Here is a 14,455-nt window from a genome sequence, read left to right on the forward strand (position 1 = left end):
CTTACCATTGACATTCGCGTCGCCCAGCTCTGTTTACACAGGATTGGGCGGCATATTTTGAAGCATGCTCTATAATCGCATCGTTAAAAGGTGCCACTTTTCCATATAGCTGACTGGTCGCGACGCTCAATGCTACCAACCAGGCTATCATCGCAGGGCGAAATTGTCCCAATCTCTCGTTTGCACCAAGCAATCGTATACAGAACACCAAGCTAAATATAGTTCCCACCAGCAATCCCAAAACGACTTCAGAAGGCGAATGAACGTATGTGCACAAGCGTGAATAACCGATGCACAGCGCAACCGTCCAACCACCTAACCATCCTATCCAGATCGTCGGCCTGTGGGCACCCAAGTCTCGCGTCAGCACGCATAGCAGCATGGGGTAGACTGCAGCAGATAGCATTGAATGCCCGCTGAGCCCCTTGAAATCAATCACCGTCAGCCCAAAACCCCATGCCCAGTAGGCAAATTTACTGGCAACCACCAGGCTGGCCGCCAGCCAAAACTCGAATAGTGCCAGCCGTGCCAGCTTTGCGGGGCCCGTAAAAAACAGATAGCCCTGAGTGATCAGCGCCATCGTCAGCACTAAAAATGCATCACCGGCAAGGGTGATGCGGTACCAATCATCAAACGTCACAATATCCCGAATTAGCTAAAAATTTAAATAACTAGAGTTTGCTCTCGGCGTCTATGCGGCGCTGCAGATCCTGCCAAAGGCGAATTTGCTTGGCAACGCCTTTTTGCTGGCCTCTCTGATCCCAGAAATCGTCGTCATTAAACATGTATACCACTTCAAGATCATTACGCTGCGAGGCAGGGCGAATGTCTTCGCCTGTCAGATTATCGAGAATGAGCGGATCGGCATCTGGCGTTGAGTAATATGCAAGCACCATATGGCGCTCGTTAAAGCGCAGTGCACGCACATTGGCCAGCCGCATCCGCCCGACCGGCATACCCACTTCTTTCAGCGAAAAATACTTGGCAATCACATAATCTTCACAATCGCCGCCATTGGAACCCACAAATTCGAATGGCGTAGACCAATAGTCTTCAACACCCCAGTGATTCCAGTCGGTGTAGTAAGGAATACGCGCCATAAACGTATTGATAGACTTTAATACCTGATCTTCAGCGCGTGTTCCCTGAGCTCCCGCCAGTGTTGCAGCGAGGTCGGGATACTGTTTGCGCAGATCGCGATCCATTTCCTGCCAGGCATATAGGCGCCGCACGGCGGCTGGCCCCCAGCGTCGGCTAGCCATACTCAGCTGGCCGGACGAAAAATCTGTCAGACTCGCTACAGCGCTGAGCATACTGACGGTGCATAGTGCTGCAAGGCGCACACTGCGCCATATGTGAACATGCTGAGCCATCTGCACTGCACACCCTTTGCAACGGATACCGTTGAAATATAGTGCAGATTAGTAGGTAGGATGGCTGGCTGCAATTTGCCCCAGCCGAACGGGATCGATCATCAGCATGCGCTCGCGCAATTCATTCAGTATCTTGCGCTGCGCGGGCTTGAGCAAGGGGTAGGTCTGCCAGAGTGAATCCAGCAAGGAAGCAATCACGGAAGGATCATTGGGGGAATTACGCAGAGCCCGATCCAGCGCACGCGCAAACTCCTCATCGACCACGCCGGTGTACGCTTTGATCTGTACAAGCATCGCAGCAATATTACCTGCCACCACGCGCTGCTGCATGGCCTTGCGCACCTCGGGCAGTGCATTCCGCAGGTATGCATCACGCAACACCGGAATCGCCCATACTCGCATCGCTTGCGTGTAGGACAACTGTGCCAAATCTATCTTAAATTGTGCAACTTCCGGGCAGGCCTCCGACGCGGCACTTAAATCGATCCGCGCGGACTCCCAGGCTTCCGGATTGATGCTGGCTGCCGGATGGGTCATCCAGAACTCAATATACTGCCTGTGTTTCAGCGTGGTCAGATCGTACCAGCCACGCCGGAGTGTCGGATACACAAATAGCAGGAGAATAGCGAGCAGGAGCACAAACCATACGGCAGTACTCAATCTGAATAGCCGTTTCATGCGGCTATTCCGGCAATACGTGCAGGGTTTCTGTTGACCAGCACATCGCAATAGTCGGCACCAAACTGCTTGACGATGACTTTGCACGCCTCGCCCATATTGGGGGGTCGATATTCAAGATTGTGACAATCACTGGCCAGCACGTTAACGGCATCCATTTCCATTAACTTGAACGCCACTGACTTGGCTGTTTTGCCAAACTGTCCCAGTACCGACCCGGCAGTCAGCTGCACCCAGCAGCCAATATCCAGAAAAGGATAGAGACGCTCAGGTTTGGCCTTGACGGCCTCGTTGCGTTCGGGATGGGCAATCAGTGGCCGGATGCCACGGCCCAGCAGATGGCGAACTAGGGCGTCGCTCCCGACCGGAATACCCGCATCAGGAAACTCCAGCAACATAACATGATATTTTCCGTCATGGCCCAGGAATGGAATCTCCTCTTTATCGAGCAACGGCAAAATATCATCGCCAAAGCGGACTTCTCCGCCCATACGTAACTCGAGCGGAATACCGGCCTCCCCAATGGCCTGCTTCAATTGTTCAAAAACAGGCCGCAAGGAAGGCGCACGATTATCCCAGCGTGCGGGATAAACGTGCGATGTAGCCACCGCCATGCGAACGCCATCCACATAGGACGCCTTGCACAGCGCGACAGCCTCTTTCATGTCGCGGGGGCCATCATCGACCCCCGGGAGCAAGTGACAATGCAAATCAATCATCTTGGACACTGACCAATCAACGTTGTCCGCACATTAGCTTGTTTTGGTATCCGCACCATATGTCCGGCCACCGTATGCCGCACCATAATAACCAGCGCCATAAGAACCATAGGTACTGGTCTGGCCGTAATAACGCTCGGCACGCTCAAAATCCAGATGGCTAAGCGCCACACCCAGAATATTGGCACCGGCAGCATTCAGGCGCAGCAAGCTCTTGCGCGCCAGCTGGTACGGCGTTGCATCAGACTTGGTGACGAAAATGGTATTGGAACACAGCGGCGCGATGACCAGCGAATCACTCACCAGATCAACCGGCGGCGAATCGATGAGAATCATATCGTATTGCTCGCTCAATCCGGACAGCATTTCCTTGAAACGGTTGGACAGCAAAATTTCCAGCGGATTCGGCGGAATGGCACCTGCGGCAATCACGTGCAGGCCAGATTCGCCCGTCACCTGAATACATTCGTCCAGCTTGGCTGTACCGGCCACCAGCTGCGACAAGCCGGGCCTGAGCATATCCAGTTCCATCGACTTGGCAACAGTCGGACGACGCATGTCTGCATCAATCAGCAAGGTCTTGCGGGTATGCGACATGGCCAGCGCCAGATTCAGCGAGAAGGTGGTTTTACCTTCGGCCGGCACGCTGGATGTCACCAAAATAGTGCGATGCGACAAATCAATAGATGACAACAAAATACCGGTACGTGCAGTAAACACCGCTTCCGAGTATATTGACTTGGGTTCCTTTTCCACTAGGTAGGCCGACTCCTGACGGGTAGACTTGGCAAACAGCGGCACACCAGTCAGCAGCGGGAACTTGAGTTTACGTTCAACTTCGTCAGTCGAATTCAGGCGGTTATCCAGTCGATCAAGCAACAGCGATACAGATGCCCCCAGAAGTAAAGCAAGCAAGGCCGCAATCGCCACTATCTGCGGCTTTTGTGGTTTGATCGGAGTGCCCTGAATGCGCGCAGGATCAACCGAACGCGCTACAGCGCTTTGCAGATCATCAGATGCGCCGGTTTGCTTGGCGCGGTTCATAAACATATCAAACAGCTGGCGATTGGCATTGACTTCGCGCTCCAGTGCACCCAACTGGACTTCCTTGCGGTTCAGGTCTACCACCGAACCACGTGCCTGATTCAGACTTTGCTCCAGGCTACGCTCGGTACCAGCTGCTACTTCGTATGCCTGGGTCAGGCTGGATACCACGGTCTGGATCTGACGCTGGGTGATTTCGCGGGCACTCTTCAACTGCGCTTCGGCCTGCACCATTTTGGGATGTTCCGGGCCATAGCGTTGCGACAAATCGGAGACCGCGCGTTCTGCTTCACTTTCCGAACGCAACGCATCCATGACCAGCGAATTATTCACCACCGACGGGACAGAGCGATAGTCACCATTGCGAACCGACTTTACCTGCTTATAGGCGTTTTCTGCCTCCGCGCGGCGCATACGGGCGCTCACCAGCATGCTGGTGACGTCGGCAATCTGGTTGCTGGCACCGCCTTGTGCATCTGATTTCAGCGCAATAATGCCTTCTTTTTCACGGAAAGCCTGCAACGCTTTTTCGGAGGTATCCAGTTTGGCGCGCAGCGATTCCAGACGACCATTCAACCACTGGTTGGCGCCCTGCGTCATGCCAAAACGGGCTTCGCGATCACTATCGACATACACTTCGCCAACTTTGTTGGCCACCAGTGCTGCTAGCTGCGGATCGCTGGATTCAAAACTGATCTTCACCAGTTGGCTCAAACGCACCAGCTCGATGGTCAAGCTTTTCGCAAACTTACCATATACTGCGTTTGCTAGGCGGTCTTCTGTCCAAGCTTGAGCACCGTCCACATCTCCACCCAGTATTGAGTCGATCAAGCCCTTCTTTTTACGCGGATCGAACTCGGCATAATTCCACAATTGCAGCGCCTTGATGGTTTTCACCGCTACTTCTTTGGAAGAGATGATTTCTTTTTGTGTTTCGAAGTATTCGCGATTGGCGGAGATACCCGAATACACCTCTTCAACCGACAGCACCTTGGCTTTGGTTGACTCAATCAGCATGGTATTGGTGGACTTATACACCGGTGTCAGCGCAAAGCTGATGGCTGTGGCGACCACAGCAGCGGCCAATGTAAAGCCCAGAATGGGCCACTTGCGCTTGGTAATGCTACGCCAGTATTCCAGCAGCTCGGCGCTAGCTTCACTGTGTTCTGCAAATTCGATATGGCGACCCGAGGCGGCTGCACTCGGATTGTGAGTGTGAGATGACATATGTGAACTCATAAATTATCGACTATTTAATAAATAGCTGAAGAAAAGCGCTTAGAAAAAGCTTTCTTTAACAGTCAGGATGTCACCTGGCTGAACCATATCGCCAGTTTTAACCAACGCGGCCTGACCTTGCGGATCCTCTGCGCGGATCACGAAAATTTTATCTTTATCGGCACGTTCCTTGAAGCCACCAGCCAGTGCTGCCGCTTTAAGAACAGTCAAGCCCGGCTGCCACTGGTATCCACCAGGCGATGCCACCATGCCATTAATATAAAAAGGACGATATTCGTCAATCAGAACGGCTACACGGGGGTTTTTCAGATACTTTCCGCGCAGGCCATCGGTAATCATGCGCTCGAGGTCACCCACTGTCATGCCCTTGACTCGCACTTCACCCAGCACCGGATAGGGTACCGTACCCGCATCGGTCAGGCGTATACGCTCACGGCTCAACTCGTCTTCGCCAAACACACGAATGGTGACGACATCGCCCGAGCCCAGTTTGTAATTCGACAAACCCGCTTGACTACCACCAGATCGATCAGATACCGCAACATTACCGTCGCGCTTGCCATCGCCACTTGCACGCGCAGAATCTGCAGCCAGTGTAGAAATAGACAGAACAAGTGCACATGCACCGGTCAGGAGAAACTTAAAGATGCCAGACTTCATACCACCCTTGTCCATGAGATTGTGTACTAACAGGTAAGTATGTCACTAAATATGTGACAATTGAATGTGATCCGACCAAATGACAGAGAGCCAACCGCTGGCTGGCCCTCTGCATATTACACCTTACCTGATTACAGGGTACCTGTCAGGCTAACCATAAACACGTTCTTGGTGTACGGCGAATTCACATCGCTGGAATCACGCTTTTCATGGGTGTAATCCACACCAGCCTTCAGCCAGCGCTGGATCTTGTAGTCCACGCCCAGCACTGTTTGTTTGACGGTATCTTCACGACCACCGCGCACAAACTCGGTGTTGGTACGGTTTGCGCCAACACGGCTGCTCACAAAGGTGTTCCAGCTATGCGTCCAGGTTGCACCCAGCGACTTGTTCACCAGGTAATCACCCACACCGGTGGAGTCGGCGGTTGCGCGTGCGGTATTGACGTCAACAGTGGTGTACGACAGGGGCGTCCAGCGAACCGCACCTTCCCAGCTCACGCCGCTAAAATCTTCACGGCCGGATGCCTTGCCCGATTCGAACTTCTTGTTTGCCGAACCAATTTTGAACGTACCGGCAGTCGAAGCGGTCGCCTCCCAGGTTACACCCACCATGGCCTTGTCTTCATGCGTATCTTGCGTAACGGCACTTTGACGATAGCGGAAATTGGTGCGACCCAGCTCCACAAACGCTTGCGTCTTGGGGGCAACACGGTAGAAGAACTTACCATCAATGGTGGTGGCGTCGCGATCTTGAACTTCTGTCACAGTGCGATTGTTCAGATAGCGCTTGTTGACGGTGTTGGCAGAAAATTGCAGACGACCATCTGCACCTTCTGCACCGTAGACTACGTCAGCAGACAGGCTGCCTTGACGGTAGCGATTTGGCTCGGTGGTCGGGCCTGACTGATTGGAACCGCGCGGATCGACTGTGTACAGCACGCCGGCAGTAGATGTCGAGCTCAAACGGGACGAGAATACATTTTGTGCCTGCAGCAGCAGGTTGTTCATGTTGAAGTTGTCAGCAGAGCTGCTGGCGTACTTAACAAAGGAACCGCTGTACTGCAGGGAGTAACGGTCACCATCGACAGTCAGATCAGCAGTGGCAGCAGGCGCTACGCTCAGCACATTGGTTGACACTTCGGCGCCAGCAACTGCACCTGTCAGGTTGTCGTTGTGGCCTGCCTGCAGCGTCAGGCTAGGGGTGATAAACACCGGGCCGGCAGCAAAAGCCGCGGCCGACTGCTGGCCTGTGGTTTCGAACTCAGGCGCACGTGCTGCTGCATTGCGCTCATAGGAAGCCTTACCCTTGGCTGCTGCCTGGCCAGGCTGCTGCTCGGCGTTATCAGCAAATGCCACCACAGATGCGAAAGCTGCCAGAACAGCCACGCAAGATGTACGCATATTCAAGTTTTTCACGTCCATTTGTTGAACCCTCTACAAAGTTTGCAATTCATTCACCGAGCCTACACAGATTAAATGCACCACATGACGAGAGCATTTATGCGGTCGGAATATTAGTAAAATCTTAATATCTTCTTAACTGCGGGTATTGATTTATACCTTGCGGCACTAACTCGCCAGTCAAACAGTGCAGGATATTAGCAGACTTTTGTTAAGCCGTTGCAATGCAACAGAAAAATTCTGTGAATTTTAGACTATTTGAGCGGACAAAATTAAAAATGACGATGGCAAGTACAATGCGCACTTGCCACCGAAACATTTCTTAACAGAATCCAGGAAAACGCTTACAGCCAGGCTGCCGGTTTGCCTACCCAGTAACCCTGCACTCCGTTTGCGCCAAGGTCGCCAACCAGTGCAACCATGGCCTCCGTTTCAATCCCCTGCGCAATAAATTGCACGCCCAGCGAACCACATAATTTTGCCAGTGCATCGATATATTCGCGATTACTACTTGTGGCGGCGACTTCTCTAATCAATCCACCATCCAACTTAATATAATCCGGCACCAGATCGCGAATTGCCGAAAGGGCATTTGCATCGTAGCCAAATTGATCAATACCCAGCTGACATCCTTGCTCGCGCATCGCCCGAATAAATCGAATATCATCGCTGCGCATTCTAACCATCTGAAACTCGGACAATTCCAGCGCCAGCCGACGTCTGCGTGTTGCAGGCAGGCTATCAATCAATTTTTCCAGACGCCCCCTACCCTCTGCATCTGCCAGTAGTCCGTCGAGCGAAATATTAATAGCGATCGCAACATCCTCATCCCGTGACTGCAGGCGTCGCTGAATGATTTCCAGCAGGGCATGCTCAACCTCAACCAGCACGCCATGTCGACGAGCCATAGGCAGAAATTGCCCGGCAGAAATCAAATCTTCTCCATGCCCCACCATCCGCGCAAAGACTTCGTAATGAATTACCCCCTCACCCCCAACCGACCGGACAGGCTGGCGAAAAAGTACCCATCCCTTATTATCCAGTGCGTCCTGCAGGAGAAGCTTCCATGCCGTAGACCCCGTTTCAAGACCCGCACCATCTGCTGCTCGTCTAAACTGCACCGAATCACCATGGAAGTGCTGTACAGCAGCAAGCGCCATATCGAGGCGGGCCATAATCGCCCCTCGCGACTCCCCTGCCGAGAATGCGGCCACGCCGATTGCATGTGCCTGCATATAATCCTTTTGTTGCAATACATCTTTGACAGCGTGCTGCAGCAATCTAACCGAATGTTCTAGCTCAATTTCCGGCACATCCAGCACAAGTGCGGCGAGTGTCCCGCCATTCATACGCGCCATGATGCGCGCACGGTCTCCCATAATAGTGCGCAACACTTCCGCCAGCGCGCTCAGCAGCGCATCCCCGCCCTGATAGCCCGCCTTCAGGTTATAGTCTTTGAGATCATCCAAATGGATCGCAACGAGTGCTCCTGATAGGAAGCTACCATCGTCCGCCAGAAGCTCTGCAAATCGCAAATCCAGACTACGACGATTATCCAGCGAGGTAACTGCATCATGGTAAGCCTCCTGCCGGTATTGCTCGGCTTTCCCGATTTCCTGATCCAGATAGCCACGAATCTTGCCTATCATGGCATTCATTGCCACCACTACACGTGATAATTCGCGCGTGGCTGGCGCAAGCAGGATCGCATCAAACCGACGGGAAGAAACTGCTTCCGCCGCTGCTTCAATCGCATACAAGGGTGACAGGATTTTTCCCAGTAGCAATCGTGCCAGCAGAATCGATACGCATAAGACCGAAATCAGCCACAAACCAGCCTTGGTACTCGACTGCCATAATTCCTGATACGCCAGCGAAGGCTGGCTCACCACCACTACACGACCAAGCTGACGCCAACCTGATGACAACAGTGAGCCGCCCGGCGCTGTCTGAATTTTCACCATACGCACAAACCAGTCCGGCACACCGGGCTGCGCGGCCGGCAGTGACCGGGTGAGCAGCACTTTGCCATTCGGGTCAAACACCGTAATGGAGGAAAAATACCCGCGATCAAACATCGCAGACACATAGGTGTCCGCCAGCACCACATCCTTTTCACCTAACGCACGACTAAGCGGAAAGGTGAGGGACGTTGCCGCATCCTGGGCATGGGAGGCGAGCTGAGACTCCACATAGGCGCGGGTCGATTGCATATTGACCCAGAAGAGCCCCAGGTAGATGACTACGAATATGGATACCACACCAAGGAACAGTTGCCCGCGCAATGTTCTGAGCATGAGTCAGGTCTCCTCAAAATGCCTTAACGGGCCTCAGCCCCTGCGCCTGCCAGATTCATCCATTCCGACCCGGTCGGCAATCCACGCCATCATCACTAGCACCGTCGCAGTCATCGCCGTCGCTGGAATCTGCAGATTGAAATCGACAAGGCTATGGAAGATATAGGCTAGTATCGCCATCAGCACACCCAATCCCACACCGCGAACAACAGAACGATACCGCCTGCGCATCACGCGGATTGCCATGCCTGCGCTGCTGATTGCCAGAACAGCAAACATCGATATCCCGACCACCCCGTATTCGCCAAGCAATTCAAGGTAGTCGTTATGTGCATGATCCCAATAGCCTGACAGTCCTGCAGGGCTGTAGCGAGGGAAGACGGTAAAGAAGGTACCACCGCCACTGCCGGTGACAGGATAGTCGGACAGGGCTGCTGCGGTAGATCTGGCGGGCAATAAACGCTCCTCCATGGATTGCTCGCTTGGCGCCTTAATCTTTCGATCTTCATTTGCCTCTTCCAGCGTCATGCGGGTCTCATCCAGCCGTTCGGCCACTTTATCGAGCCCAACCCACTTGCCAATAATCACCACATCCACCACAACCAGGCTGACCAGCAAAATTGCCATGGTGCGCGCCGATCGCTTGGCAGCAAACATCCAGATACCGCCCGCCACAATCATTGCCGCAAAAAAGCCCGCATTGCCCATGCGCGATCGAGTCAGCACCAGCGCGATCACCAGAATCACCAGCATCAAACGCATTTGCATTTTTTTGCTCAGTACAAACTGAAGTGCTTTCACCACCGCACGCTTGCGCGTTGCATTTGAGGAGGACTCCAATTGCCCCATCATCAGGCCAATACCTACAGCCAGGCAGAGCTCGAAATAGCCCGCCGCATTATTTTTGTAAACAAAAGTACCGAGCAGGTAGTCATGATTTACTGCGGTTGTCAGGAATAAATAATGTGCATGGGTAGAAAACAATATCAAGCCCACCATTGCCTGAAACAGGCCAGAACCCAGCAGGGTATACGCCAGAATTTTTAGACGTGTTGAATCGCGGATACTCAATACGGCAAATGTAGCGCAAGACGCGTACGCAAAGGCAAGGGTAGCCGCGATACGCGTCTGACCCGGATCAATCGAAAAGGACGCCGTGAGCGTACCCGGCATGACTGCCCGCCAGTCTGCGGCTGCCTGCGGCGAAAGCATGGCAACAAATGAAATAGGTAGAGATAAGCTTTGCAGATACGCCAGTGCGCATAAGCCCCACACCAGCATTAACGGTAACTTGAACTGCCCGAGACGCTGAAACAGCAAGGCGCTATGTTCACGCCAGCAAACAGCCACCAGCACCCAGGCCAGCATCACCCAGCCCAGCAACAACCCATGTGCCCACCAGCGATTGCTCGCCAGCGGTAACGGCACCCAGCACAGCAGAAACAGCAAGGCTGCCAGAACCGGCCAATCCTTAAGCTGTGAACGCTCTCCGTCCCTCGAAAAAGATCGCATATCTATATCATCCACATCAATGAACTAACGCCATTGTTATTATATCTATACCCACTCATTACGCTGCACATCTGCAACGCAGAAATGACAAAGGCGGCCGAGGCCGCCTTTGGGATTACTCCGAATTAGCTCGGAGAAGTCGACTTGCCGCCGCCGCCGCCGCCAGTTGGCGGGGTCACTACAGGCGGGGTCACACCAGTACCGTTGCCGGCACCAGTCGGGCCGTTACCGGCACCAGTAGACTGGCCGTTATTGCCATTTTGCTGGGTCGGGTCATTAGTTTGAGCGGTTTGCTGACCGTTCTGACCACTTTGACCGTTCTGACCCTGCTGGGTTTGCTGCGCTTGCTGAGCCACGAAAGTGCTGATGGCTGCGCCTGCATTCGGAATCGCCTGTGTGATTGTTGCTTGCGGAACGCCAGCAACAAAAGCAACCACAGCAGCCTTGGCCGGGTCGGTCACGACGCGGGCAATGGCGGCAACCAGTGTGGAATCAGCCACACGGCCGCTGGTCTTCAGCGAGCTAGCGGTTGCTTGCAGATCCACACCGGCAGATTGTGCAGCAGCCAGAACGGCTTCAGCCGACTTGCCATTTTGCAGTTGCTGATCCACTTCGGCTTGGATCGCAGCAGCGGTCATGCCAGGTGTAAATTCGGCTTGAGCGATTGCGCCAAACAACGCAACGGCCAGCAGTGCCGCTAGAGTCTTGTTCATCTTCATAGGGAAGGCCCTCAATTTAAATCAAAATCGACATGCCACCAGGTCTGACACTACATAAATCCGTACTGACATAACTGGTGCGTGTATCCGAGCCGTTCCATATCGCCGGCTCTTGGCGGTTGAACGGAACGATACGGAAAAACCAACAGGTGGTCAAGTAAACTATGCATACAAGTACATGAATATTCTGATATTTATAGTCTCCTTCTGAGTGTAAAAATCTATCAAAATGCAACTTTACAACAGTATCTTACCTTGCGGTTCAAGATTGTACGCCAGTCCATGCACTTATCATTTTTTTACATCACTTCGCTGCACTCCGTCCGTCGGACATCATTGCACATTTACACATGATGTTCGTCCGACAAAACCAGGACCCCTGTCCAGTATTCATTGAGCGCCGCAACGAGCTCACTCCGAAAATCGGGACGAATGGATGCAAAATCAGGTTCGGCAATAATGCGTCCCAAGCCAGGTGGGTAGTCAAGGGACTGCCAGATGCCGCGAGCCAGGGCGTAGGTGCGCGTTAGCAACGGCACCCCCCTCCCCTGCTCAAACTGCAGTGCCAATTCCAGTTGCCGACCGCAAGCCTCCAAGCCGCGCACCAGATCCAGCTTAAACTGCCTGAGTGTGGTTTCATCCAGATTGCGTTCCAGCACGCTGTAACTCATGGCATCCAGATGCAGAAACTCCGGGTGCTCATCCAGATAGGCAAGCATACCTGTCAGAAATCGCCCAACGATGGCTTCACGGGTGCCCGGTATGACCAGAATATCCCGAATCAGACCGAACAGAGCAGCAAACTCTGCGGCTAACAGAGCGGCAAAGATGGATTCTTTGGTTTTAAAGTACAGATAGACAGTGCCCTTTGCCAGACTGGACGCATCTGCAATCGTGGCGACGGAGGGTAACTGCCGCATATCTTGCTGGAAACAGGTACGTGCGGCATCCAGAATAACTATTCTGCGGGCGTCTTTGTCTTCTTGCGCGAGTGCGCGAATCGCATTTTTCCGGGCCATTCGATCATCCAGTTTCCGTCAGGCCCATCATACTACGGAATGCAAAGGTGCTGCATTGCAGCACCTTCTCCTGCTTTATACACGATACACTTCCAGCATCTTGCTCATAGCCAGCGATGCTTCATTCAATTTCATGGCGAGGTCATGTGTCTGGGTTGCGACATGATTATTCACCTCGGCCATTTGCGCCACTTGCTCAACCCGCTTGGCAATCTGTTCGCTGGCAATTCGCTGCTCTTTCATGGCACTGGCAATATCATTGGCGATTGCGGTGCTGCTACGCGTGCTATCGGCAATTCTGGCCACCAGGTCTCGCGATTCGCCCCCCTTCTCGACGCCGCTTCGCACGGAATCGACTGCCCCCACCATTCTCTGTGATACCGCCGCAGCACCTTGCTGGATCATGCTGACCATGCGCGAGATTTCGCCTGTAGATGATGACGTACGCTCCGCGAGCTTCCTCACCTCATCCGCCACCACCGCGAATCCTCGACCTTGCTCGCCTGCTCGGGCAGCCTCGATGGCCGCATTCAATGCCAGTAAATTGGTCTGATCTGCCACATCCTTGATCACGCCTACCACCACACCAATCTGGTGCCCGTTTTCATCGAGCGTGCGCATCATTGCAGCTGTTTCCTCCACAATCCGCGCCACATCCTCAACGGTTGAGACACTTCCATTAATGGCTGCCAGCCCTTCCTGAGCAGCAAGCTGCGCATCCTGTGTCAACTGGCTTGCATCCGATGTCTGATCCGCCACGTGCGACACGCTGGTGGTCATCTCCTCAACAGTGGACGCCATGGCAGAAGAAGCCTGACTCTGCGATCCCGCACTACTTGCAAGCTCATTGGCCGTTTGCGAGAGCGCCTGAGCATGCGACTGCAATTCCCTAGCCTGACCATGCATCGCTTTAAAGCTGTCCTGCAACTCAGCAACAAGCGCATTAAACGCCTTGAGCATGGCGGCGATTTCATCATCCCCTGTCACCTGGATGGTATGGGTGAAATCGCGCTCGCGTGTCACCCGACTGATTTCCGTACTTGCGCGACGGGTTTCATCGACGATACGCGACCAGGCGATGCGTGCAGTCCAAAGCAGCACAGCCATGGCACACAGACTTAATACAATCTGGAAGTTGCGGCCTTTTGACTCGATGCTTTCCATTTCCGCAACCGACACGGCCTCGGACTTGTGGTTGTACTCGATATGTTTCTCGAAAGCTGTTTGTACTTCCTGCGCCAAAGCATGCAACTCAGGCAATGTAAGTTTGGCCTCATCCGGGCCAGACGCATCGTACTTTGCCCAGAGCTTATCCAAACTGCTCATATAGGCAGATAAAGCTTTACGATCCTCATTCAGAAACTTTAAGTCCTCGTCCGAATCCAGTAATTCCTTTTCGTAGCGATTCAGAGCGTCCGTCACTTCCTGCCGGAAGGCCGTCGCACGTTCCCGTGCTTCTCTTCGCTCGGACTCCCCGGCGACAAGCAAGGCTGTCATGGTAGAGGTGCGGACTCGCAAAAATCGTGAATGCGCCAGATCGATTGCTTCAATCGACGGAATTATGGTGTGATGCAGATCTGCTGCCGCCAGTGTTGTTTTGTGGGTGGTATACATCCCGCCCAGCGCAGCAAATAATGACCCACCAATCGCAACTGCGATCAGCAGCAACAACCGTTGTGCAAGTGTCTTCACCATTGCGCATTCCACCCGACGTACATGTTTTGGAGTAAGTCCTCAACACTCAGGGTAGAACGCCTGTCATGCAATTCAAGCAGGAATGCCGATGTTTACA

At 53.4% G+C, this 14,455-nt stretch carries 12 protein-coding genes; all 12 read right to left on the reverse strand.

The window, feature by feature from the left end; genetic code table 11:
- Position 1 precedes the first annotated feature (1 nt).
- The gene (locus KSF73_12885) at positions 2–640 is read right to left on the reverse strand and encodes a phosphatase PAP2 family protein (protein ID MBV1776605.1); all 639 of its coding nucleotides are present in this window, start codon (positions 638–640) and stop codon (positions 2–4) included.
- A gap of 31 nt (positions 641–671) precedes the next feature.
- Positions 672–1,313 (reverse strand): transglutaminase-like cysteine peptidase, encoded by a 642-nt coding sequence (locus KSF73_12890; GenBank protein ID MBV1776606.1) that lies wholly within the window; start codon positions 1,311–1,313, stop codon positions 672–674.
- A 108-nt stretch (positions 1,314–1,421) separates the two neighbouring features.
- Positions 1,422–2,051 carry a hypothetical protein gene (locus KSF73_12895; protein MBV1776607.1) on the reverse strand — a complete coding sequence of 210 codons (630 nt, stop codon included), beginning with the start codon at positions 2,049–2,051 and terminating at the stop codon, positions 1,422–1,424.
- Positions 2,048–2,716: a hypothetical protein gene (locus KSF73_12900; GenBank protein MBV1776608.1), complete on the reverse strand. Its 669-nt coding sequence runs from the start codon at positions 2,714–2,716 to the stop codon at positions 2,048–2,050. Before KSF73_12900 ends, KSF73_12895 begins: the two co-directional genes overlap by 4 nt.
- 87 nt (positions 2,717–2,803) lie before the next feature.
- Entirely contained in the window at positions 2,804–5,041 is a 2,238-nt protein-coding gene (locus tag KSF73_12905) for a polysaccharide biosynthesis tyrosine autokinase (GenBank protein MBV1776609.1), read from the reverse strand.
- Positions 5,042–5,092: 51 nt separating this feature from the next.
- Positions 5,093–5,713: a polysaccharide export protein gene (locus tag KSF73_12910; protein ID MBV1776610.1), complete on the reverse strand. Its 621-nt coding sequence runs from the start codon at positions 5,711–5,713 to the stop codon at positions 5,093–5,095.
- A 131-nt stretch (positions 5,714–5,844) separates the two neighbouring features.
- Positions 5,845–7,137, reverse strand: a complete 1,293-nt coding sequence (locus KSF73_12915; protein MBV1776611.1) for an outer membrane beta-barrel protein — start codon at positions 7,135–7,137, stop codon at positions 5,845–5,847.
- 323 nt (positions 7,138–7,460) lie between these two features.
- On the reverse strand, positions 7,461–9,413 hold the full coding sequence (locus KSF73_12920; protein ID MBV1776612.1) for an EAL domain-containing protein: 1,953 nt from the start codon (positions 9,411–9,413) through the stop codon (positions 7,461–7,463).
- Positions 9,414–9,446: 33 nt separating this feature from the next.
- Positions 9,447–10,925, reverse strand: coding sequence for an O-antigen ligase family protein (locus tag KSF73_12925; GenBank protein ID MBV1776613.1), 1,479 nt, complete (start codon positions 10,923–10,925; stop codon positions 9,447–9,449).
- Between the two features lie 125 nt (positions 10,926–11,050).
- Positions 11,051–11,638, reverse strand: coding sequence for a hypothetical protein (locus KSF73_12930; protein ID MBV1776614.1), 588 nt, complete (start codon positions 11,636–11,638; stop codon positions 11,051–11,053).
- 350 nt (positions 11,639–11,988) lie between these two features.
- On the reverse strand, positions 11,989–12,663 hold the full coding sequence (locus KSF73_12935) for a TetR family transcriptional regulator (GenBank protein ID MBV1776615.1): 675 nt from the start codon (positions 12,661–12,663) through the stop codon (positions 11,989–11,991).
- 75 nt (positions 12,664–12,738) lie between these two features.
- Entirely contained in the window at positions 12,739–14,358 is a 1,620-nt protein-coding gene (locus KSF73_12940) for a methyl-accepting chemotaxis protein (GenBank protein ID MBV1776616.1), read from the reverse strand.
- Positions 14,359–14,455: the final 97 nt, after the last annotated feature.

The organism is Burkholderiaceae bacterium DAT-1 (assembly GCA_019084025.1).
GTDB lineage: Bacteria > Pseudomonadota > Gammaproteobacteria > Burkholderiales > Chitinimonadaceae > DAT-1.

What these genes read in the sequence shown, in the direction of transcription:
- KSF73_12890 (MBV1776606.1), bottom strand. Translation starts at nt 1,313, where the DNA reads ATGCTCAGCGCTGTAGCGAGTCTGACAGATTTTTCGTCCGGCCAGCTG.
- KSF73_12910 (MBV1776610.1), bottom strand. Translation starts at nt 5,713, where the DNA reads ATGAAGTCTGGCATCTTTAAGTTTCTCCTGACCGGTGCATGTGCACTT.
- KSF73_12940 (MBV1776616.1), bottom strand. Translation starts at nt 14,358, where the DNA reads ATGGTGAAGACACTTGCACAACGGTTGTTGCTGCTGATCGCAGTTGCG.
- KSF73_12895 (MBV1776607.1), bottom strand. Translation starts at nt 2,051, where the DNA reads ATGAAACGGCTATTCAGATTGAGTACTGCCGTATGGTTTGTGCTCCTG.
- KSF73_12905 (MBV1776609.1), bottom strand. Translation starts at nt 5,041, where the DNA reads ATGTCATCTCACACTCACAATCCGAGTGCAGCCGCCTCGGGTCGCCAT.
- KSF73_12915 (MBV1776611.1), bottom strand. Translation starts at nt 7,137, where the DNA reads ATGGACGTGAAAAACTTGAATATGCGTACATCTTGCGTGGCTGTTCTG.
- KSF73_12925 (MBV1776613.1), bottom strand. Translation starts at nt 10,925, where the DNA reads ATGCGATCTTTTTCGAGGGACGGAGAGCGTTCACAGCTTAAGGATTGG.
- KSF73_12900 (MBV1776608.1), bottom strand. Translation starts at nt 2,716, where the DNA reads ATGAAAGAGGCTGTCGCGCTGTGCAAGGCGTCCTATGTGGATGGCGTT.
- KSF73_12930 (MBV1776614.1), bottom strand. Translation starts at nt 11,638, where the DNA reads ATGAACAAGACTCTAGCGGCACTGCTGGCCGTTGCGTTGTTTGGCGCA.
- KSF73_12920 (MBV1776612.1), bottom strand. Translation starts at nt 9,413, where the DNA reads ATGCTCAGAACATTGCGCGGGCAACTGTTCCTTGGTGTGGTATCCATA.
- KSF73_12935 (MBV1776615.1), bottom strand. Translation starts at nt 12,663, where the DNA reads ATGGCCCGGAAAAATGCGATTCGCGCACTCGCGCAAGAAGACAAAGAC.